Consider the following 20,822-nt stretch of genomic DNA (forward strand, 5'->3'; position numbering starts at 1 on the left):
TTCTTCAGTCGCGTGTCCAACCATCCCATTGGCTCTGGATAGCAGCGGACGGTATCTCAGCACCGGATCAGCCTGAAAATGATGCAACGAGGAGCGCAAGTGGCGGGGGCGCATGCCCAGCGGGCAACGCCTCAACGAGCAGCGGCGCGTATCTCACTTTGTTACCGCTGCGTCCTCCGAAAAACCGGCGCAACTGCGCGGTAACGGTCCTCTCCCGCTGTGAAGGTTGACGTTGGAGAAGCCGGAATGATGCTAGTTCACCTTGAGCCGCGATGACGTCGAGCACGGCATCGACTCCAAGGCAGCGGATGAGCTCGTCCTCCAAGTCGGCATCGCAGACGTGAAACCCAAGTTCGGCCAGCGGACCAGACCCGACACCGGCCCTGTCTAGCGCGCGGGCAACTCCACGCGACTCCCCGGCATCACACAGGCCCAGGAGGCGGTGGTCGGCACCGCTAGGTCCGTAGCGGTCGAGGAAGTGGATGATGCTGGTCGCGCCGCCCATTGGCACCACGGACACCCGCTCCGCTGCCAGGTCGTGGCCAAGTCGAACGGCGAGTGTCTCCACCGCCAAGCGGTCACTTTCGCCTTCGACCAAAACCGTCGTCGCCTGCATGAAACCAGTATGTCCGACGCTTGGCTGCCGCGGCCCCCGCATCGCTTCCGGGATTTGCGCCATCGCCGCAGGGCCACGTTCTCGCTACCCTGTTGCTTGTCGGGCAGAACGCGAAGGGACTGACACCCATGGGCTACTTCATCCTGGTTATCGCACAGACAGTCGTGCTGCCCGTCATCGCCGGCATGCTGGAGCTTGCCCTGGTTGGTGGCGACCCGGTGCTGGTCTTCGGCAAATGGTGGGTGTTTTGGGGTGTCGGCACTCGTCTGCTGGTCGCTGGCCTCGCGCAGGTCTCGGGCAAAGGGCCCACCACCGCCATTCTCGGCGCGGCCACGCCGAGTGTTCAGGCGCAGCAACTCGCACGCGAACTCGGGACGGCCAATATCGGTATGGGACTCGCCGGCTTGCTCTCCCTCGTGCCGGGTTGGGCCCTGCCCGCTGGATTCGCCGGCGGCATCTTCCTCCTCATCGCCGGCATGTTGCATGTGCCGAAGAAGAACAAGAACGCAAAGGAAACACTGGCCACCTGGACTGACTTGGTGGTCGGATTCGCAGTGGTCGTGCTGGCTGTCTACACCCTCATCCGTGCTCTTAGCGGCTAGAGGGTCTTCGGCGATGCCCTCGGTTTAGGCTGTAGCTGTGAACCAATCGTTGGACGCGGGTCCGTTCTTTCACGGCACGAAGGCCGACCTTGTGGTCGGTGATCTCCTGAGCGCGGGATTCCGGTCGAACTACCGTCCCGAAGTCGTGATGAACCATATCTATTTCACCGCCCTCCCGGACGGAGCGGGACTGGCTGCGGAACTCGCGGCCGGCGACGGCGAACCGCGCGTCTACGCCGTCGAGCCGACCGGGCCGTTCGAGGACGACCCCAACGTGACCGACAAGAAATTCCCCGGCAACCCCACCCGCTCATATCGCAGCGCTGCCCCGCTCAGGGTGGTGGGCGAAGTCACCGACTGGACACGGCTTGCGCCCGAGGCACTGCAGGCGTGGAAGGAACGGCTGGCCGTACTTCTTGCGGACGAGCGCGGCGAAATCATCAACTAACAAGACACGAAAAACCCCTCCGTCCCGGGCGAAATCGCCGGAATGGAGGGGTTCGTGGAGCCCCCTGTCGGATTCGAACCGACGACCCCCGCTTATCGCGGCGCCGGGGGCGATGCCGGCCGGTATACGCCAACTACGCGCCCTCGGCGGTCATGCAACTATGACGTGTACTTCATGTGAGGCTTGAAGCCTGAAGTCTGCGCTCGGGATTTCGACCCCGAGATCGAACCTGGACGTGTGACTGGGCGTTCCTGGCTCGGAATGGAGTATCCGGCCCGGACCTACGACTCACAATCACCCCGTGGAACGCCTACCCCAGGTATCGGTTTGACCAAGGGGCCGGACATACGGTGGCGCAGATTCCGAATGGCCTGGACCTGTTGTGGCGCATCCTCGCTGAAATGTCCGCCCTACAGGAACCCCTCGCCCTCAGACTGACTCTCTAGCCGCTCCTTTTTGAGCATCTTGAGAGCGAACTGACGTCGCGAATTCGGGGTCATGTCGGAAATGTTCGGAGGCGAGCTATCGACATCTTCAATTTCCGAGCGAAGGGACTCGTAGACCCGGTTCAGACCGACCATGCGGTCCAGTGTTTCAAGTTCAAGGCTTCGGAGCGTTCGTTTGGCGCCCGCGCTTCCCACCGACGATTGTGCAACCACAAAGCTGCCTGCAACGTCGAGCATCGGCCATGCCCCTTCCCGGATGGCGGCCTGCAACCAGATTCTCGCGCCATTCTCGTCTAGCCTGATCCAGTCCCAGATAAGGTTCCAAACGTGAACGGGGAAGTCCAGCGGACTCAGGTTCCGGTGTCTGTCGAACTCTTCCTGGACAAGCTTCAGAAATCTCACTTGGGCATCAGCGTGGGCTGCCAGTCGTTCAGGAGTGTCTCGGGTAAGAAACCGATCCGTTCCTGTCGCGGCGTAGATCCAGAATGATGCAAGCGCCAGCCCTTCTTCATGCTGCGCAGCGGATTCAAGTGCTGCCACAACGTCTGTCGCCGGAAGGGAAAGATAGACCCGTTGCGAAGCGTATTGAACTCGGGTCCTTGGGGTGACGAGATCGTATTCATCACTTAGGAGACTGTAGTGAGAAGCCAACCATTCAAGCAGCTGCACCCCACCCAGCTTTCGCTCCTCGAAGAGATTCTCGAGTTTATCTACAAGGATGTCCGTCTTCGCCGCAAACTCCGACTCAACGCGGAGCAATTGCGGACCTGGTACACCGTCAATAATCTGCTGATAGGCAACCCTGACCAGCGCATCTGAAATGTCGCCTTCGGGTACTTGAAACGAAACAAACCGGTCGAAGTAGTCGGGGTTCGAGATCCGGCCAGCCTTCGCCCGAGACGAGTGTTCTGTCTGCGGCTCATGCCACGCGGACTGAAACCGCGGAAACAACAGCCCGAGAACGTATGCCACGCCATCAACATGGTTTTCCGAGACACGCGAGGCAGTCAACTTCGCCGACCAGTAATTTTTGCTGTATTTCTCGCGATTTCCGAACAGGTCGTGCGCGTTCATAGCAGCATCGGATGTGCCCAGCAGCTCGTCCCGCTCCCCGATCATCAGGTCGTAAACGAGCGGCTCGGCCGTCCGGAGCCAAGACACGAGCAAGAAATCGACCCAGTCCACCTCGTCTCTGACCTGATCGAAAAAAGCGTCGATCTGACCGAAATATCTCTTGATCGCCCGGGGCGTGTCCAACCTGTGCCTTATGTGGCCCCGGTAGGCCCGGGTGAAACGGTTCAGCTCTTCGGAGCTAGGACTGATGCTGAACCTGCTCGCAAATGAATTGACTGCCTCGTCGACCCAGCTCGAGGATTGCTCGGCCCGTAATGGCGGAAGATCAAGCCGAACCTGAACGATCTTTTCGAGATAGTTGATGGCCCGGCGTGGGTCCTCTGCGCCGACTAGGCCCGTGCGGCTCAAAACGTCGAGCAAGGTCTCTTCGTCGTAGGAGACAAGGTAATAAATATTTGGCAAACGCCCAATCAGCCGGATGAGCTTGAAGACCAACAGCAACTCTTCAGGCGCCAGCCGATCCAGGTCGTCTAGGATCATGAGAACCGGTTTGCCGGCTTTGCGCAAAGCGATTTCTGCTCCTCTTCTGGACTCTGCGACGCTCGGCGCGGAAGCTATCAACTCCGCTACGCCCGCCACCGCCTTGGACGGATCGATGCCCGCGAGACTCGCCAAGCTGGAAATCGGAGCGATGGATCGGCTGAATCCGCTAATCGAATTACGGACCCTTTTCCACGATTTTCCGGATGGCACCGACTTGTCGAGCTCACGGAAGAAGCCGTCCTGCAGAGATGGCAGGTCTTGGTAGTGCCAAGGATTGAAGTTGACTACAACCCAATCGCTCCCAGCCTCGGCGGGAATTCCTGCCAGCTTGTTGGTGAGGAGGTTCAAGACACTGGTCTTGCCCGCTCCCCACGGTCCGATGAGCGCGATTACCGAGGACTCGCTCTGGGAGCGGATACGTTTCAGCAACCCTAATGACGACTCCACGAAGCCCTCCATCCCCAACAAATCCGATTCGGGGGTGTCTCCGGAAATGGGGTCATCGCTCAGCCAGCCATCGAGAGTCACATTCATGGGCCGATTCTCCCATGTACTCGAACTTCGAAATTCTGCGATCAGCCCTGGCGGCGGTCGCGGCGTGCGTCGGAGAGGGCTGCACCCCGGAGCCCGTGGTAAAGAGCGCGGACAGCAGTTGGCTGGTCCCGCAGTCCCGGCCGTACCTCGTTCCGCCCGTGAATCCATATACGTGGAAGCGGCCGCCGCTTCAGGGGTCCGGACAGGCGAGCCGCCGATGGTAAGGGACCCGACGCGGCACGCAGCAAGTCTGTCACCACGGCGCCAAGGTCTCTCCGATAACGTCGGGGCATGTATCTGTCGAAGATTCCCGCCGATAAGAAGATCGACTCATCAAAGCTGGACACCTGGATCCAGATGAACACGGTCCGAAGTGCGATCCACTCACCGGGGCCGCCGTCGTCTACATCAAGGACATCGAGGCTGCGGCCTCCGGGCCACACATCGACCCGGTAGAGCTTCAGTCCGCCATTGACACAAAGGCAGTCCTGATTGTGATCCGACGGCCGGTATCCCGTTCAGGGCGGCCGGGTTCCGGCGGGATTCTTAGACGGCGACGACGTCGAACCGGGAGATGACCGCCGCCAGGAAGGCCACCGCGTGCCAGTCCCGCTTCGGTGAATCCTTCGGGCCGGCCAGACACTTGGCGATCAGGTCGCCAAGGGCACGAATGTTCCACGTCCCGGTCAGATCAAATGGGAGGCTGTCCTAGCCGTGGCGAGGCATTCTTCCAGCGTGGGCGCATTGCCGTAGATCAGCCGTGTGGCCAGATCGTAGGAGCTCTGCATGTGAGGCATGGCCGTCTGGTCGGGTGTGAAGGCCCGGCTCGCGGCGTAGCCGTCTGCCGGGCGCTCTGTAAACGGAAAACCTGCCGACTCGGAGTGATGCCCGATGTCGTCCACCAGCCGAGCGACACCGACTTGGCCGACGGCAGACAGTGCGGAGACGACACGGTCATCGTTCAGGAGGCAGTGGATGTCATAGAAGTGCCGCCCGCCGCGTTCCAGTGCCACATGGGCCCTTTCGTCGGGGAGCCGGGTGACCGCATCGTGGACAGCAGCCAGTTTCTCGAGCAGCGTGCGCTCCGGGGACAGCACCTCAACAGTCACCGCGGCGTATTCCTCGTACTCCGACTCCTCCTGCCCCAGGACCTCAAGGGCGTGTTCCGCTGCGATGGAGCGGATGTGCTTGGTTTCGGTCGGGAAGGTCCCGCCGCGGGTCCCCATCTCCAGCAGCACGCCTTCGGTGATCCCATGGTCACCATAAACGGCCGGGAAGTGGTAGCGCATATTCCGTTTCACGCCCTTAGATGAGTTTTCGAGGACTAGGCTCTCCGGACCGAGGCCCAAGCGGTCGCCGACGACGGTGCAGATGTCTTTGAGGACCTTGTCCTTTGCCCCGGCGGAGCAGTTGTCAGGGAAGCCGAGCAGAAGGTCCACGTCTTCTGAGAAGCGTTCGATGATGCTGAACCCGCGACTCAGGCTCGTGCCGCCTTTGAAGACCGCGGTGATCGGCAGGGCGGTGTTGTTCTTGTCTGTGACCGTCCGGCTCGCAGTCGCCGCGCGCAGCACCTCGATGACCCAGAAGTCTTTCTCGACGAACGCCTGTGGGAGGCCACGCGCCCTGGCAGCGGCGTCGACGAGGGCAGCGAGGTCATCCGCTTCGGTGCGGAGCTGAAGGGGCGTCAAACTGCCAGAGCCTTGCACAGCTCGTTCCACCGGGTGCGGACTTCGGGGCGCTCCCGGGGCACCGCAGCAGCGATGAGGTCCGGGTGCACACGGTTCTCCTTCACCGACAGCCGGGCGGCGTTGACCAGTGCGGTCCAGCCGCTCTCTACGACAGCCGGTTCGCGCAGCACCTCCAGCAGGGCGATGTCCAGGTAGGAGAGCTTCCGGCGGGCCGGGTTGTTCCGGGTGTGCAGCTTGACGCCGTCCAGTCCTTCTGGGGCCGGGCCGGTGACGGCGAGTTCGACTTTCGCCGGAACCTGGGTGGTGAGGCCTAACGCGCGCGCGGCGGAGAACCCGCAAGGGCCGGTGCCTTCCTTTCCGACTACTTCCAAGGCAGTGTCCAAGGCGTTGGGGCGTGCCATGCCGAAGCGGGTCTTGGGCCCTTTGAAGTACAGTCCACGTGCAGCCTTGACGACCTTGCCGGCTTTGGCCGCACGGGAGAGCGCGGCGCGGGAAGCCTCGGGGGAACCCGGGAGGTCGCCGGCGCGCACGTAGGTCCGCACGGGGATCTTCTCCAAGTAGGCCGATGCAGTCATCTTCGGGAACGGGGTCATGTCACAAAACAATACGGAGTTCGTGACAAATGGGCAACTTCTCTGCTCCCGTTTCTAGCGCCGGGCCGCCCTCACCGCGTAGGTCGTCGGGGCCGTCTCGATCTCCCAAGACCGGGACCATGTTCCCCTTTCGTCGGCCACCACTTGAGGAACTTCGATGCTTGACAGCCAGATCTCTGCCACGTCCTTCAGGGTGGGATTGTTGGACAGGCGTCCTTTCTCTTGCTGGCGCTGCGTCATGGAGACCAGCAGAGCGTTCTTTGCCTTGTCATTGGTCGACCCGAACTTGCTGTAGCTCCGCGTGACACCGTCCTAGCCACGGAACTTACTGCTGGCCCGCCACTTTGCCGACGCTGCGTCTTTCTTGGCGCTGATCGTTCCCCATGCGCCAACCGGCAGGCTTGAACGCCCCATCAGGCTGCAGCCTTCGAATTCTCGCCGATCCAGGCCACGACAGCGGCACGATCGTATCGAACGACGCCATGGAGCGTAGGGGCCGTCGGCCCGAGACCGGCAGAGCGCCAGTTCCGGAGGGTCTTGGGAGCCACCTGCAGCCAGACAGCCACTTCCGCCGTGGTCATAAGGTGTACTGCATTGCCCTGGTCCGTTGCCGGTCCCAAGGTCTTCCTGCTGGTCTGCATGGTTTTCCCCTATGCAGACCGATCGCCGACGGGCCATCGTCCGTCTCGCTAAAAGCGTGTGTAATCGTGTAGCGTCCAGTTTTCGCGCGTGAAAAACCCCTCCGTTCCGGGCAAAATCGCCGGAATGAAGGGGTTCGTGGAGCCCCCTGTCGGATTCGAACCGACGACCCCCGCTTTACAAGAGCGGTGCTCTGGCCAACTGAGCTAAGGAGGCGTGCCCCGGCAACCGGGGCGGTGCACAACAACGCTAGCCTGCGTTGTCAAAAACGGTGCTAGCCTGCGTTGTCAAAAACGGCGCTAGACAAGGGTAGCCCAGACCATCCCCGTCATGGAAATTCGCCGGTATCGGGATGCCTGCCCAACCATGGTTTGCACAAAGCAACGGCGGCCGGCCACCCCAGGTGACCGGCCGCCGTCGTCAATTCGGCAGGTTTACTTCTTGGCGTCGATCGCAGTCTGGATCTCAGCGTTCAAGTCGGTGGAGCCGTCCCACTGCTTGCCGTCGATGAAGACGGTCGGGGTGCCCGTGATGCCGATTGCCGCAGCTTCCTGCGTGGCCACCTTCACCCATGGACGGAACTGCTTGCTGTCCACGCACGAGTCAATGTTGGCCGCACCGACCTCGGTGGCCATCGCCTTCAGGTCCTTATCCGAGATGCCTGCACTGCCTTCGGCCGGCTGACGCTCAAAGAGAAGGTTGAAGAAGTCGGCGTACTTTTCCGGCGAGGAGTTCACCACGCACGCGGCAGCATTGGCTGCGCGCGAGGAGTAGTTGGTGGTGGACTGCTGGTCCAGGAAGCCGAGGGGGCGGTACTCAAGGGAGATCTTGCCTTCGTTGCGGAGGCTTGTGAGCGACTCACCGTAGGTGGTCTCGAAGCGCTTGCAGACGGGGCAGATGAAGTCGATGTAGGCGATGACCTTCACGGGCTTGCCGGCCTCGGCTTCGCCGCCGGGGACAGTCACGGTGGCGGGCTTGGTAGCCGGAGCGGACGGAACATCTGCCACGTTGACAGTGCCGGGTTCGGACTTGACCACTTCGCTGTTGGCCAGCAGGGTCACGCCGCCGTGCACGTTGCCGTTGGCCGGCGTCGGTCCGCTGTCCGCAACGGGTGCGTTGTTCTGGATGCTGGAGGTCACCACAAGGGCGATGATGGCGAGGATTGCCACTACGGCCACCACGATGCCCCAACCGATAAGGAGTTTGTTGCGCTTCTCCTTCTTCAGCTGTGCTTCGCGGATTTCGCGCGCTTTCTCCCGTGCCTGGGCGGTGCGTTCAGCCTTGGACAGGCGGGGTTCGTTTGCGGTGCTCATCAGTTCCTCGGGGTACTCGACGTCGTAGGGCATAGCTAGGGCAACGGGGACAGTTTACGGGAGCCAACTTGGAGCTTGCCCGTGTCCCACGAACCCGGTTGTTGAACGATCAAGTGCCCGGGAAGATTCCGCCGGTAGGCTGGGAGCTGAGTCACAGCAACCCCAGGGAGCATTAATGCAGGAACCGGCAAGCGAAAAACTCAGGACCGAACAAGGCGCCAAGGCCTCCCCAACCAGGAAGCCAACGGCGACCAAGTTCGATTTCATGGTGGTCTCGAACAGGCTGCCCGTCGATCGCTTCAGCAGTGACGGCGACGACGACGGCAACGGCTGGCGTCGTTCGCCCGGCGGACTTGTCACGGCGCTCGCGCCGATGATGACCAAGTCCGACGGCGCTTGGGTGGGCTGGCATGGCGCCCCGGACGAAACCGTCCGCCCCTTCAGCCATGAAGGCATGGACCTGGTCCCGGTCCAGCTCAGCAGCCACGAAGTGGAAATGTATTACGAAGGATTTTCCAACTCGACCATCTGGCCGCTGTACCACGATGTCATCGCTCCGCCGGAGTTCCACCGTACGTGGTGGGACTCGTACCGGCAGGTCAACAAGAAGTTCGCCGACGCCGTCATCCGCCATGCCGCAGAAGGTGCCACGGTGTGGGTGCAGGACTACCAGCTCCAGCTGGTCCCCCGCATGCTCCGCCAGGCCCGCCAGGACCTGAAGATCGGCTTCTTCAACCACATCCCGTTCCCTCCTCCGGAGATCTTCGCGCAATTGCCGTGGCGCCGGGAGATCATCGACGGCCTTCTGGGAGCGGACCTCCTGGGCTTCCAGCGACCCAGCGATGCCGGCAACTTCATGCGTTCGGCACGCCGCTTCCTGGGTGCCAGCGTCAAGCAGCAGCAGGTCCATGTGAAGGGACCGGACGGCGAAGTCACGCACATTGCCCGGGCGCAGGCCTTCCCGATCTCCATTGACGTCGACCAGATCCGTGAGCTCGCCGCCACACCGGAAATCATTGAGCGCGCCCAGCAGATCCGCAGGGACCTGGGCAACCCCACCACCATCCTCCTGGGCGTGGACCGCTTGGACTACACCAAGGGAATCGGCCACCGCCTCAAGGCTTTCGAGGAACTCCTCCGCGAGGGCAGCATCAAGGTGGAGGACGCCACGCTCATCCAGGTGGCGAGCCCCAGCCGCGAACGCGTGGAGCAGTATAGGCTCTTGCGCGAGGAAATCGAAGGCACCGTGGGCCATATCAACGGCACCTATGACACCATCCAGAACACTGCTGTCCGCTACCTCCACCACAGCTATCCCGTGGAAGAGATGGTGGCCTTGTACCTGGCAGCCGACGTCATGCTGGTAACGGCGCTGCGCGACGGCATGAACCTGGTTGCCAAGGAATACGTCACGGCCCGTTCGCAGGATGACGGCGCGTTGGTGCTCAGTGAGTTTGCCGGCGCCGCCGATCAGCTTAAGCAGGCGCTCCTGATCAATCCACACGATATCGACGGACTCAAGTCCGCCATCCTGGGCGCCATCAACATGCCGGCCAAGGAGGCACGCCGCCGAATGAAGCTGATGCGGAAACAGATCCTGGACCACGACGTCGATCACTGGTCTGCGGAGTTCCTGGCCGCGCTGGAGGAAAAAGTGGTGCGCGATGACAGCTGAGCATTTATCCCTGTCCCCCGAACTGTTGGAGGCTGTCCGGGACATCGCCGCTACGGACCAGCTCCTGGTGGCTCTGGACTTTGACGGCACCCTCTCCCCTATCGTGGACCGCGCTGAGGATGCGCGTCCCCTTCCCCGCTCGGCAGCGGCTTTGGAGGCACTGGCCGATCTTCCACGTACGACGACGGCACTCATCTCGGGCCGGGCGCTGGACAGTTTGCGGCTGGTCGCCTCCCCTCCCGGGAGCACACTGCTGATCGGCAGCCACGGAGCCGAAGTGTGGCTTGGGGAAGGATCCCTGGGCCTGGAGCTGGATCAGGAGCAACGCGCCAAGCTGGACTCCGTCCGCGAGGTCCTGGCGGAAATCGTGAGTGTCGCTCCGGGGACGTTGCTCGAACACAAGCCCGCCGGCGTCGTGCTCCACACGAGGCTCGCGAACGACGATGTTGCGGAGGACGCCGTCGAAGCCGCAACGCGGGTTCTGCGCGAGTACCCCGGCGTCTACCTGAAAACGGGCAAGAGGGTGCTGGAGACATCCGTGGTCCACGCCTCCAAGGGTGAGGCCGTGGAGTTCCTCCGCCAGGCGACCGGCGCCACTGCCATCTTGTTTGCAGGCGACGACGTGACGGATGAGGACGCACTGGGCAGGCTCATGCGCGGTGACGTTGGCGTCAAAGTGGGGCTCGACTTCACGCAGGCGCAGTACCGCGTGGAGGCACCCGTACACGTCGCGGAGCTGCTGGAAGCCCTGCTGCGGGAACGCCGCCGGGCAACCACCTCGACCCCGTAGGTGATGAGCGCAACATGTGACGTTCGTAACATTTAGGTAGTTCGTCCAAAAGTCTGACATACTCTTGGATGTGATGTGACGCACAGTACCGTGCGACGTCACACGATCCTCCCCGGCCATTGGCCGGGGAGTTCAACTGAACAAAATGAACCATTCACAACGGATCGTCCGGCACGTACCTGCCGGTGAAGGGATTGATAACTGTGGCTACAGTTACTTTTGATAACGCTACGCGTCTGTACCCGGGCACAGATAAGCCCGCCGTCGATAAGCTCAACATCGACATCGCCGATGGCGAATTCCTGGTCCTCGTTGGACCCTCCGGTTGCGGTAAGTCCACCTCGCTGCGCATGCTCGCAGGTCTTGAGGACGTGAACGCCGGCCGTATCCTGATCGGTGACCGCGACGTCACGGATGTTCCGCCGAAGGACCGCGACATCGCAATGGTCTTCCAGAACTACGCCCTGTACCCGCACATGACTGTTGCGGACAACATGGGCTTCGCCCTGAAGATCGCCGGCGTTTCCAAGGAAGAGCGCGCCGAGCGTGTTCGCGAAGCCGCCAAGCTCCTTGACCTTGAGGCTTACCTGGACCGCAAGCCGAAGGCACTCTCCGGTGGTCAGCGCCAGCGTGTTGCCATGGGCCGTGCAATCGTCCGTAACCCGCAGGTCTTCCTCATGGATGAGCCGCTTTCCAACCTTGACGCCAAGCTCCGCGTTCAGACACGTACGCAGATCGCATCCCTGACCCGCCGCCTCGGTGTCACCACGGTTTACGTGACGCACGACCAGGTCGAGGCCATGACCATGGGCGATCGCGTCGCAGTCCTGAAGGACGGCTTGCTGCAGCAGGTTGACACCCCGCGCAACCTCTACGACAAGCCCAAGAACGTCTTCGTTGCAGGCTTCATCGGCTCCCCTGCCATGAACCTGCTGGAACTGCCGGTGGTTGACGGCGGCGTCCAGTTCGGCGGAACCGTTTACCCCGTGCCGCGCGATGTCCTCGAAGAAGCACACGGCCAGACCGTCACGGTTGGTTCACGTCCGGAAGACCTGGAGACCGTCGGTAACGGCGAAGGCCTGCAGGTTGAGGTTGACGTCGTCGAAGAACTCGGCGCCGACGCCTACGTTTACGGCCACACCATCCTCGACGGCAAGAGCCACGACATCGTTGCACGCGTCGATGGTCGTCGCCCCCCGATGAAGGGTGAGTCCATCTTCGTTCGCCCGCAGTCCGGCCACGTGCACCTGTTCGACACCAAGACGGGCCTCCGCCTCGGCGACTAGTCCCCACCGGCACCCTAGCCTCGCTTCGCTCGGCCAGGGAACCCTGCCGGCGTGGGCCCATCCCGGCGCTACCGCGTCTGTAAGTTCCGCATTGTGATAGCGGCCCGACCCCTCCCGGTCGGGCCGCTCTCGCGTTAACCTTTCTCCCGGAAGAACGGCATGAACACGACAGATAACCTGATCCCCCGCCCCTCCCATGTCGAGCTCCTGGACAGCCCCGCCTTCACGCTTGCAGCTGCAGCACGGATCGCAGGAAATGACTCAACCGTGCCGGTAGCTGAGCAGCTCGCCTCGCTGCTGCGCCGCGGCACCGGTTTCGATGTGCCGATCGTTGCCGACACCCGTACCGGGGATATCGCCCTTCAGTTGGTGGAAACGTTCGACGGCGGCCCGGAGGCCTACGCACTGACGGTCACCGAAGGCGGGATCCAGCTCACGGCCGGCAGCAACGCAGGACTCTTCAACGCAGTCCAGACGCTGAGGCAACTGCTCCCTTCCTCCATCGAGGACACCAACCCCAAGGAAGGCGACGGCAGCTGGGTGATTCCCGCCGTCGAAATCCTGGACGCTCCGCGTTTCGCGTACCGGGGCCTCATGCTGGACGTTGCCCGCAACTTCTTCACCGTGGAGGAGGTGAAGAAGCAGATTGACGTGATGACGCAGTTCAAGCTCAACGCCCTGCACCTTCACCTCACGGACGACCAGGCCTGGCGTATCGAAATCCATGCCCCGAAGGAAAACCCGTCCGGTCTTGACTACGCCAAGCTCACGGCCGTTGGCGGGCACGGAGCGGTGGAAGTGCCCACTGCGGTGCCTGTGCGCGGCAACTCCGGCTTCTACACGCAACAGGATTTCAAGGAGATCCAGGCCTACGCCGCCACAAAGAACGTGTTGGTGGTCCCGGAGGTCGATCTTCCAGGCCACGTCAACGCCGCCCTCGCTGCGATCCCCCAGCTCAACCCGGACGGCCTTGCCAAGCCCATGAGCTCCACCTCCGAGGTTGGCTGGTCAACCCTGGATGCCGCCCTCCCCGCCACGTACGAGTTCGTGCGGGAAGTCCTGGGCCAGCTCGCGGAAATCACGGCGGGCCCGTTCCTGCACATCGGTGGTGACGAAGCCCATGTCACGGGACACGATAACTACATCGCCATGGTCCAGGAGTTCGCGCGGATCGGCACGGAGACAGGCAAGACGGTAGTGGGCTGGAACGAATACGCCGACGCCGGGCTTCCGGACGGTGCCGTGGTGCAGTACTGGCACGGAGACCTGGCGCCCGTGGTTCGCCGGGCTGACAGCGGGGCCTCCAGCGTGATCATGTCCCCCGCAGCCAACACCTACCTGGACCAGAAATACGACAAATCCAGCCCCGTCGGGCTCGAATGGGTGGAAGGCGGGCCGTTCACCTGGTCCGAGTACTACAACTGGGACCCTGCCCAAGGTGGCTTGCAGGATCACCAGATCCTCGGCGTCGAAGGCCCGCTGTGGACCGAAACTGTACGCAACAACCAGCAGGCCTATTGGCTCCTGTACCCGAGGGCTGTCTCCTTGGCAGAAGTCGCCTGGTCCGCCCAGGAGGCCAGGAACACCGGTGACTTCCGACGTCGGCTCGGGGCCTTCGGTGAGCGGCTCGCCAAGCAAGGTGTGGCGTTCCAGGAAGCGCCCGACGTCGAGTGGTCCGCGAAACCTGAATGGCCGTTCCAGGAAACGATGACAGGCAATAAGCCCGGGTACGGAACAATTGAGGCATGAGCGAGCAAAACGAAGCCCAGTGGCACGACGAACCCACCGATTACGGGCAGATCGGCAAGCTCCCCAGGACCGAAGCGGCCAGCGCGCAGGACACGGCTCCTCCCGCGAGTGTCATTGGTTCCCTGAACATCACTGCGGCCGCGGCGGATCCGGAGTTGCTGGACCTGCCCTGGCACATCGCTTTGGAGGACTGGCCCGCAGAGAACCTGGCCGCGCTCCCCCGCGGTATTTCCCGGCACATTGTGCGCTTCGCCCACCTTGGCGGTTCGGTCATTGCCATCAAGGAAACGTCCGAGCATGTTGCCCGCCACGAATACCACATGCTGCGGAAGCTGGCACGGCTGGACGTTCCGTGTGTGGAACCGGTGGCGGTCATTACCGGCCGGACCACTGCGGACGGCAAACCGCTCAACCCCGTGCTGGTCACCCGGCACCTGAAGTTCTCCATGCCGTACCGTGCGCTGTTCTCGCAGATGCTGCGCAAGGACACCCTGACCCGACTCATTGACGCGCAGGCACTGCTGTTGGTCCGCTTGCACCTCATTGGTTTCTACTGGGGCGATGTCTCCCTCTCCAACACGTTGTTCCGTCGCGATGCCGGTGCTTTCGCCGCCTACTTGGTGGACGCTGAAACGGGTGAGCTCTACCCGGACCTGTCCATGGGCCAGCGCGAATACGATCTCGAGATTGCCCGCGTGAACATTGCAGGCGAACTGATGGACCTGCTGGATGGCGGTCTCATTGAGGAGAAGGTTGATCCGGTGGCCACCAGTGAGCTGATCATGGACAGCTACCGCCGGCTTTGGACCGAACTCACGGAGAAGGAATCCTTTGAGCTGGGCGAACGCTGGCGTGTGGGCGCCCGCATCCGGCGGCTCAACGAGCTCGGCTTCGACGTGGAGGAATACGCCATCAAGACCACGGCGGATGGCTCCACCATCCAGCTCCAGCCAAAGGTGGTCGACGCCGGACATCACCAGCGCCGCTTGCTTCGCCTGACCGGCCTGGACGCTCAGGAGAACCAGGCTCGACGCCTCCTCAATGACATGGACCAGTTCCGGGCGGACAACAATCCGGACTTGGACGAGGAAATCAGTGCGCACGCGTGGGTCAGCCAGATCTTCGAACCGATCGTCCGCTCCATTCCGAGGCACTTGGCCGGGAAACTGGAGCCGGCGGAAGTGGTGCACGAGGTCTTGGAACACCGCTGGTACATGAGCCAGAAGCAGGACCGTTACGTCCCGTTGGCGGAAACCGTGCAGTCCTACCTGGATTCAGTCCTGCAGCACCGCCGGGACGAGGCAGCCATCATGTTGAACCCGGACACCGAGATGCTCAAGATCCTTGAGGTCGAGGTGGAGGAATCCGGCCGGTACGACGACGAAGACGAGTACCCGGACGCCGACGACTAACACCCACTGCAGAGAACCCGACGCCGGCACTCACGTGAGTGCCGGCGTCGGGCTTCTTTCGAGTACTTTGGGCTAGGGTTCCAGGGTTTCCGCGAGGCCCGCCAGGACTGGTTCGCGGCCCAGCTCGATGTGCGAGTAAGCCAACGAGTACGCCAGGTCCGGACGGCCCTTGAGGATCGCGTTGCATAGCTCCGTGTGCTCTTCGCGTTGGAGTTCGTTGCTGCGGTTGTGCGCCAGTCCGAAGATCCATCGCATCCGGCCAAAAAGCGGCTTCACGGATTCGATCAGCAGCCTGTTGCCGGAGAGGCGCACGATTTCGGCGTGCAGCTCGGCACTGATCAGGGCGACGTCGTCGGTACGGTCCTCGTCGATGGCAACCTTGGACGCGTCCATCAGCTCCTCCAGCCGGCCGCCGTCGCTGCCTTCGGCCACGCGGGTGGCCGCCATCCGGGCAGCGAACGTTTCCAGGCAGAGCCGGAGGTCGAACAGCTCATTGACATCCGTGAGGGTCAGTTGCCGGACCACCGCGCCGCGGCGCGGGAAGGTTGCTACGAAACCGTCCTGTTCAAGCCGTTGTATGGCCTCCCGGACCGGGATGCGGGACACGTTGTACAGCTCCGAGAGTTCCCGTTCGCGCAACCGCATGCCCTGGGCATAGGTGCCCGTGACGATGCCCTCCAACACCAGTTGGTAGACGTTCTCCGCGCGGGCCTCTTCATCACGGCCATTCCCCGTTTCCGGCGTCGCCTCAGCCACTGTCAAACTTCCCTTCATGCCAGTGTCCGACCCATTCGCCGGACGGCGCCGGTCAGCGTTCCAACCGAGCATACACGGGAGGAAACAGCTCATCGGCCGGGCGCTTCCGGGCGTCCCGGATTGTGTACGCGCCGCGCATCTTCTCGAACAGTTCCTGGCCTTTGGAACGCCAATAGTCCAGGTCAACACCGTCGATCGATCCGTCGGCCATGATGGTCCGTCCCGCCACCACGGAGAGCACCGCCTGCCGGGCCGTGCCGTTGAGGAGGAGGGTTCTGAGCGGGTCGTCGTGGACGCCGTCGCGGATGTCCCCCAAAGAGAAGGCCACAAGGTCAGCCTGCGCGCCGGGCTCAAGGCGGCCCAAGTCCGGGCGCCGCAGGGCGTGGGCTCCACCCAAGGTTGCGGCGTCGAAGTAACCGGCGACATCTCCGGCGTCGTTGCTGCCGGCCAGGATCTTGGCCAGCTGCACTCCGGCATCAATGCCGCGGATCAAATCCGGCGGGAAAGAGTCCGTGCCCAAGGAGATGTTGATGCCCGCTTCCTTGTACGCGTTGAAGGAGTCGAGGGTGCTGCCGTACCGCATGGACGTCAGGGGGCAGTGGATGATGCTGGCCCCGCTGTCCGCGATCCGCGCCAGGTCACCCCGGTCCTCGCCGTGCACTGCGGGGTTCCTGTCCGTATAGGTGGCGTGCGGGATCAGGAGGCGCTCGTTGAGCAAACCCGCTTGGTCCAGGAGTTCCAGGGGTGTGACGCCATGCCAGTCCAGGATGAGCTCGCGTTCGACGAGGCCCTGCAGCGAGTGCAGGCGCACCAGCACATCCCGCTCGGTGGAGGCTGCGGCCGTCGCCTTGAGCAGTTCCAGGTCCAGCGTCTCGATGCGGCATGGGAGCAAGACGCCGTTGACCAGGGGATCGTTCAGTTCCGTTGCGTGGTCAATGAAGCGCACGGCATCGGCGAGACCCTGTACTCCGCGGTCGTCGTCGAACATCACAGACCGTTCGCCGCTCTCAAGGACCACATTCACGCCCGACCGGTAGGCCGGGCCGAGGTAGCCGCGCAGGCCCAGCCGCCGGCTGGTCTCCGCCATGCCCACTAGTTCCTCGAAAGGTTCGGCCCATTCGGAGTGCACCTCGGAGGCGATGGGCATGTAGGTGGTGATGCCGTGGAGGACCAGTTGTATCAGCGCGTATTCGCGGATCTGCTGGCGTTCCTCGGCGGTGAAGACGTCCGCGCGGCTGTTGTGGAAGTAATCCTCGGACCACTGGTGGCCCTTGGCCTGCTCGGGACCGGCCCAGCTGTCCAGGACGAGGTGGTCGACGTCCGTCAGGGCGTCGAGGTCGATCAAGCCCGGCATCAGCAGGGCATCCCCCAAGTGCCGCTCCTCGTCCACCGGGCCGGTGAAGTGGTGGCCCACGAACTCGATGGTGTGGCCGCTGTAGACCACGCAGGCGTCCTCCATGAGCACGTGGCGTCCGTCGTGAAAGCCCAGTACATAGCGGGCGGTGACCTTGGTGGGCACGGCAACTCCTGTTTCTTGTCTGGCGAAGGCATTGCGAATTACTCTCTGGTATTCCAAACAGTACATTATTTGTGATTTACATCGCATGAATCGTGCTCTAGTCTATTTTGGTATACAAGAACTCACGGAGCCAGCTCCCTGGATCATGAAACGAGCAGAACCGTTGACCCAGTTACAGTCCGTCGAACCGAACACCGGCAGTCCGCCGCCTGATTCGGCCACGACGCCGGAAAGCAAGGCCGCCGCCCCCGCGGAGGCGCGTTCCTTGCTCGCCACAGCGTGGCTGAGGATCAAGCGCAGCAAGATCGCGCTCCTTAGCCTGTGCGTCGTGGTGGCGATCATGCTGTTCGCCATCCTGGCCCCCGTGCTCAGCGCGATGTCCGGCAACGATCCCTTCACCTCCAACACCAGCCCCGAGGTCCTGGACGACTTCCAGACTCCCGGCCTTCCCCTCCCCGGCTACATGTACCCGTCCGCCCAGCACTGGCTGGGCGTCGAGCCCGGCCTTGGCCGCGACCTCTTCGCCAGGCTTGCGTACGGCGGACAGGTCTCCCTGACCATCGCCCTGCTTTCCACGGCGGTGTCCGTGGTCCTGGGAACGGTGCTTGGCGCCGCGGCCGGCTACTTCGGCGGCAAGACCGACGCCATCATCAGCAGGATCATGGACCTGTTCCTGGCGTTCCCGCACCTCCTGCTGGTGCTCTCGCTGACGCCCATCCTGCAATCCCGGCTCCGCGATACTCCCCTGGGCGAAGGCAGCTTCCTGCCTATGGCGTCCTTGGTGATCATCCTGGGCTTCTTCGGCTGGGCGTACCTCGCCCGCATCGTCCGGGGGCAGGTACTGAGCCTCCGCGAGCGCGAATTCGTTGAAGCAGCCCGGTCCTTTGGCGCCTCGCACCTCAGCGTCCTGTTCCGGCAGATCATCCCCAACGTCATGGGAGTCGTCCTGGTGTACGCCACCATGCTGATCCCCACGAATATCTCCGCTGAAGCAGCCCTGTCCTTCCTGGGCGTCGGCGTCAAGGACCCCACACCGTCGTGGGGCCAGATGCTCAACGCTGCGCAATCCGGCAACTGGTACCTCAGCGACCCATGGTTCCTGGCCGTCCCCGGCATCATGCTGATCGTCACCGTGCTGGCCTTCAACCTCCTGGGCGACGCCGTCCGGGATGCACTGGACCCCAAGGCTTCGCGCCACTAACCCCCATTCATCTCCGTTCACCCAACCCCTATGAGGAGCATCATGAAAACCCCCACGAGAGCACTGGCGCTTTCCGTGCTGATCGCCATGGCCGCCACTGGCTGTGCTGCCGGCCAGAACCAGCCCGGCAATTCCAAGCCCGCAGAGTCGGTCACGGAGCTTGCGCCCAACGTGGTCAAGTCCGGTTTCACCGCCAAGGGCGGCAACGTCAACGTCCTGATGTCTTCGGACTTCCAGACCCTGGACCCGGGAAACAGCAACTACGTCCAGACGGCCAACGTCGGTCAGTTGTACTACCGCACGCTGACCATGGCCAAGGAGACCGCCGGCCAGCCGCCAACAGTGGTCCCGGACCTCGCCACGGACACCGGCAAGGTTTCCGATGACGGACTTAGCTGGACGTTCACCCTCAAGGAAGGCGTGAAGTTTGAGGACGGCACGCCCATCACCTCAGCAGACATTAAGTACGGCGTGGAGCGTACCTTCGCCCAGGATGTGTTCACCCAGGCACCGCAGGAATTGAATGCAGCGCTCGACGCCGGCGGGTACAAGGGGCCGTACAAGGACCCGGCCGCTGTGCTTCAGGCAGTGGAAACGCCCGATGAGCGCACCGTTGTTTTCCACCTGAAGAAGCCTTTCGCTGAATTCCCGGCACTGGCCTCACGGTCCAACACCGCTCCTGTCCCGAAAGCCAAGGACACCAAGCTGGACTACACCAACCACCCGGTTTCCTCCGGTCCCTACATGGTGGAGTCGTACAACCGCGGCAAGTCCCTGAAGCTCGTCCGGAACCCGCACTGGGATCCCGCCACGGACACCAACCGCTCGGCACTGCCGGACACGTTCAGCTTCTCGTTGTCCACGTCCCAGGCCACCATCAGCCAGCAGTTGCTCGCCGACTCGGATCCGAACGCCATCACTCTCGACTCCAACGGTGCACTGCAGACCTCGGATTCCGCCAAGTTGGCAGATGCCAAGGTCAAGGACCGCGTGGCTTCGGGCCTGCTCGGCTGCAATGACGTCCTGAGCCTGAACACGCAGAAGATCAAGGACCCGGACGTCCGCAAGGCAATCGCCCTGGCCTTGGACCGCCAGTCCATCCTGGTGCAGTACGGCGGACGCCGCTTCGGCGAAATCACACAGAGTCCCCTGAACGCCAAGATGCGCGGCTATGTGGAGACCGAGCTGGAACTGGACCCCGCTGGCAAGCCCAAGCTGGAAGAAGCCAAGAAGCTCCTGGAAGGCAAGGACTACCCCAAGACCCTCACGTACGGTTACGCCAACAACCGTGACGCCTTCAAGAACACCGGCACCGTGGTGCAGCAGAACCTGAAGGCCCTGGGCATCGACGTTGAGCTGGTTCCGATTCCTGCACCGAACTACTACTCGATCATGGCCAGCGAGCAGCTTCCTGACCTGGGCCGCTCCGGCTGGTGCGGCGGTGCCGACCCCGCGTCTGTCCGTACGTCCGCCGATCCCCTGCTCGGACCGAACAATGACGGCACCAGCTACGGCTTCTCCAACACGTCGCGTTACTACGATCCCCAGGTCTCCAAGGCCATGTTCGAACTGCGCAGCGCCGACGGAACGTCCGAGGAATTGGGCAAGAAGTGGTCCGAGGCCTTCGGCTCAGCATTGAAGACCTACCCGATCGTCCCGCTCATCCGGAGCCACACCAACAGCGTGGTGGGTTCGAACGTCCGCAACGCCCAGGTGGGTTACTTCTTCGGCGGCATCGACCTCTCGATCGTCGGCGTCGAGCACTAACCAGGCTTCGAAAACTATTTGGGCATAGTCCAGAAGGAGAAGCGGGGGGCCCCCGGCCCCCGGGGGGCCCCCCCCCCCCCAACAAAAAAAAAAATTATAATACGGCCCCGGGGGGTGTGGGGGGGGATGGGCCCGGGGGGTTGAAAAAAAAAAAACACAGAAAAGACAGGA

At 62.7% G+C, this 20,822-nt stretch carries 18 protein-coding genes and 2 tRNA genes; 9 read left to right on the forward strand and 11 right to left on the reverse strand.

The window, feature by feature from the left end; all coding sequences use genetic code 11:
• Positions 1-67: 67 nt before the first annotated feature.
• Positions 68-616 carry a TOPRIM nucleotidyl transferase/hydrolase domain-containing protein gene (locus ACFRJ9_RS17335; protein ID WP_377670373.1) on the reverse strand — a complete coding sequence of 183 codons (549 nt, stop codon included), beginning with the start codon at positions 614-616 and terminating at the stop codon, positions 68-70.
• A gap of 20 nt (positions 617-636) precedes the next feature.
• Between ACFRJ9_RS17335 and ACFRJ9_RS17340 the strand changes: the two genes are divergently transcribed.
• Both ACFRJ9_RS17340 and arr read left to right on the forward strand, forming a co-directional pair.
• Entirely contained in the window at positions 637-1,218 is a 582-nt protein-coding gene (locus tag ACFRJ9_RS17340; protein ID WP_377670376.1) for a hypothetical protein, read from the forward strand.
• A gap of 37 nt (positions 1,219-1,255) precedes the next feature.
• The gene (gene arr, locus ACFRJ9_RS17345) at positions 1,256-1,666 is read left to right on the forward strand and encodes an NAD(+)--rifampin ADP-ribosyltransferase (RefSeq protein ID WP_377670379.1); all 411 of its coding nucleotides are present in this window, start codon (positions 1,256-1,258) and stop codon (positions 1,664-1,666) included.
• Positions 1,667-1,721: 55 nt separating this feature from the next.
• Here arr and ACFRJ9_RS17350 read toward each other — a convergent pair.
• From ACFRJ9_RS17350 to ACFRJ9_RS17385, 8 genes are all read right to left on the reverse strand, one after another.
• Positions 1,722-1,806, reverse strand: a tRNA-OTHER gene (locus tag ACFRJ9_RS17350).
• 270 nt (positions 1,807-2,076) lie between these two features.
• Complete coding sequence (locus ACFRJ9_RS17355) at positions 2,077-4,263, reverse strand: P-loop NTPase fold protein (protein ID WP_377670382.1); 2,187 nt, start codon at positions 4,261-4,263, stop codon at positions 2,077-2,079.
• A 686-nt stretch (positions 4,264-4,949) separates the two neighbouring features.
• Positions 4,950-5,951 carry a nucleotidyl transferase AbiEii/AbiGii toxin family protein gene (locus ACFRJ9_RS17360; protein WP_377670385.1) on the reverse strand — a complete coding sequence of 334 codons (1,002 nt, stop codon included), beginning with the start codon at positions 5,949-5,951 and terminating at the stop codon, positions 4,950-4,952.
• The gene (locus tag ACFRJ9_RS17365) at positions 5,948-6,544 is read right to left on the reverse strand and encodes a hypothetical protein (RefSeq protein ID WP_377670388.1); all 597 of its coding nucleotides are present in this window, start codon (positions 6,542-6,544) and stop codon (positions 5,948-5,950) included. The genes ACFRJ9_RS17360 and ACFRJ9_RS17365 overlap by 4 nt, the downstream gene beginning before the upstream one ends.
• Positions 6,545-6,598: 54 nt before the next feature.
• Positions 6,599-6,784 carry a hypothetical protein gene (locus ACFRJ9_RS17370; protein ID WP_377670391.1) on the reverse strand — a complete coding sequence of 62 codons (186 nt, stop codon included), beginning with the start codon at positions 6,782-6,784 and terminating at the stop codon, positions 6,599-6,601.
• A gap of 173 nt (positions 6,785-6,957) precedes the next feature.
• A complete protein-coding gene (locus ACFRJ9_RS17375; RefSeq protein WP_377670394.1) occupies positions 6,958-7,185 on the reverse strand; it encodes a helix-turn-helix domain-containing protein in 228 nt (75 codons plus the stop codon).
• Between the two features lie 137 nt (positions 7,186-7,322).
• Positions 7,323-7,399: transfer RNA gene (locus ACFRJ9_RS17380), tRNA-Thr, on the reverse strand.
• A gap of 218 nt (positions 7,400-7,617) precedes the next feature.
• A complete protein-coding gene (locus ACFRJ9_RS17385) occupies positions 7,618-8,496 on the reverse strand; it encodes a DsbA family protein (protein WP_377670397.1) in 879 nt (292 codons plus the stop codon).
• Between the two features lie 175 nt (positions 8,497-8,671).
• Between ACFRJ9_RS17385 and ACFRJ9_RS17390 the strand changes: the two genes are divergently transcribed.
• From ACFRJ9_RS17390 to ACFRJ9_RS17410, 5 genes are all read left to right on the forward strand, one after another.
• Positions 8,672-10,171 (forward strand): trehalose-6-phosphate synthase, encoded by a 1,500-nt coding sequence (locus tag ACFRJ9_RS17390; protein ID WP_377670400.1) that lies wholly within the window; start codon positions 8,672-8,674, stop codon positions 10,169-10,171.
• Entirely contained in the window at positions 10,161-10,961 is an 801-nt protein-coding gene (gene otsB / locus ACFRJ9_RS17395; protein ID WP_377670403.1) for a trehalose-phosphatase, read from the forward strand. Before ACFRJ9_RS17390 ends, otsB begins: the two co-directional genes overlap by 11 nt.
• A gap of 203 nt (positions 10,962-11,164) precedes the next feature.
• Positions 11,165-12,247, forward strand: coding sequence for an ABC transporter ATP-binding protein (locus tag ACFRJ9_RS17400; RefSeq protein ID WP_377670406.1), 1,083 nt, complete (start codon positions 11,165-11,167; stop codon positions 12,245-12,247).
• Positions 12,248-12,406: 159 nt separating this feature from the next.
• On the forward strand, positions 12,407-13,996 hold the full coding sequence (locus ACFRJ9_RS17405) for a beta-N-acetylhexosaminidase (RefSeq protein ID WP_377670409.1): 1,590 nt from the start codon (positions 12,407-12,409) through the stop codon (positions 13,994-13,996).
• A complete protein-coding gene (locus ACFRJ9_RS17410) occupies positions 13,993-15,408 on the forward strand; it encodes a DUF4032 domain-containing protein (protein ID WP_377670412.1) in 1,416 nt (471 codons plus the stop codon). The genes ACFRJ9_RS17405 and ACFRJ9_RS17410 overlap by 4 nt, the downstream gene beginning before the upstream one ends.
• A gap of 72 nt (positions 15,409-15,480) precedes the next feature.
• Here the strand turns inward: ACFRJ9_RS17410 and ACFRJ9_RS17415 are convergent, their stop codons facing one another.
• Both ACFRJ9_RS17415 and ACFRJ9_RS17420 read right to left on the reverse strand, forming a co-directional pair.
• Complete coding sequence (locus ACFRJ9_RS17415; protein WP_377670414.1) at positions 15,481-16,182, reverse strand: GntR family transcriptional regulator; 702 nt, start codon at positions 16,180-16,182, stop codon at positions 15,481-15,483.
• 34 nt (positions 16,183-16,216) lie between these two features.
• The gene (locus ACFRJ9_RS17420) at positions 16,217-17,683 is read right to left on the reverse strand and encodes a chlorohydrolase family protein (protein ID WP_377670417.1); all 1,467 of its coding nucleotides are present in this window, start codon (positions 17,681-17,683) and stop codon (positions 16,217-16,219) included.
• A gap of 145 nt (positions 17,684-17,828) precedes the next feature.
• On the opposite strand from ACFRJ9_RS17420, the gene ACFRJ9_RS17425 reads away from it, so the two are divergent.
• Complete coding sequence (locus ACFRJ9_RS17425; protein WP_377670420.1) at positions 17,829-18,884, forward strand: ABC transporter permease; 1,056 nt, start codon at positions 17,829-17,831, stop codon at positions 18,882-18,884.
• A 42-nt stretch (positions 18,885-18,926) separates the two neighbouring features.
• Entirely contained in the window at positions 18,927-20,651 is a 1,725-nt protein-coding gene (locus ACFRJ9_RS17430; protein WP_377670423.1) for an ABC transporter substrate-binding protein, read from the forward strand.
• The last annotated feature ends 171 nt before the right edge of the window (positions 20,652-20,822 follow it).

The sequence above is a fragment of the Paenarthrobacter sp. NPDC056912 genome (genome assembly GCF_042786555.1).
GTDB lineage: Bacteria > Actinomycetota > Actinomycetes > Actinomycetales > Micrococcaceae > Arthrobacter.

Coding starts and splice junctions, on each gene's coding strand:
- ACFRJ9_RS17335 (WP_377670373.1), bottom strand. CDS start 616: ATGCAGGCGACGACGGTTTTGGTCGAAGGCGAAAGTGACCGCTTGGCG.
- ACFRJ9_RS17415 (WP_377670414.1), bottom strand. CDS start 16,182: ATGAAGGGAAGTTTGACAGTGGCTGAGGCGACGCCGGAAACGGGGAAT.
- ACFRJ9_RS17405 (WP_377670409.1), top strand. CDS start 12,407: ATGAACACGACAGATAACCTGATCCCCCGCCCCTCCCATGTCGAGCTC.
- ACFRJ9_RS17365 (WP_377670388.1), bottom strand. CDS start 6,544: ATGACCCCGTTCCCGAAGATGACTGCATCGGCCTACTTGGAGAAGATC.
- ACFRJ9_RS17410 (WP_377670412.1), top strand. CDS start 13,993: ATGAGCGAGCAAAACGAAGCCCAGTGGCACGACGAACCCACCGATTAC.
- ACFRJ9_RS17355 (WP_377670382.1), bottom strand. CDS start 4,263: ATGAATGTGACTCTCGATGGCTGGCTGAGCGATGACCCCATTTCCGGA.
- ACFRJ9_RS17425 (WP_377670420.1), top strand. CDS start 17,829: ATGAAACGAGCAGAACCGTTGACCCAGTTACAGTCCGTCGAACCGAAC.
- otsB (WP_377670403.1), top strand. CDS start 10,161: ATGACAGCTGAGCATTTATCCCTGTCCCCCGAACTGTTGGAGGCTGTC.
- ACFRJ9_RS17375 (WP_377670394.1), bottom strand. CDS start 7,185: ATGCAGACCAGCAGGAAGACCTTGGGACCGGCAACGGACCAGGGCAAT.
- ACFRJ9_RS17390 (WP_377670400.1), top strand. CDS start 8,672: ATGCAGGAACCGGCAAGCGAAAAACTCAGGACCGAACAAGGCGCCAAG.
- ACFRJ9_RS17385 (WP_377670397.1), bottom strand. CDS start 8,496: ATGAGCACCGCAAACGAACCCCGCCTGTCCAAGGCTGAACGCACCGCC.
- ACFRJ9_RS17370 (WP_377670391.1), bottom strand. CDS start 6,784: ATGACGCAGCGCCAGCAAGAGAAAGGACGCCTGTCCAACAATCCCACC.
- ACFRJ9_RS17430 (WP_377670423.1), top strand. CDS start 18,927: ATGAAAACCCCCACGAGAGCACTGGCGCTTTCCGTGCTGATCGCCATG.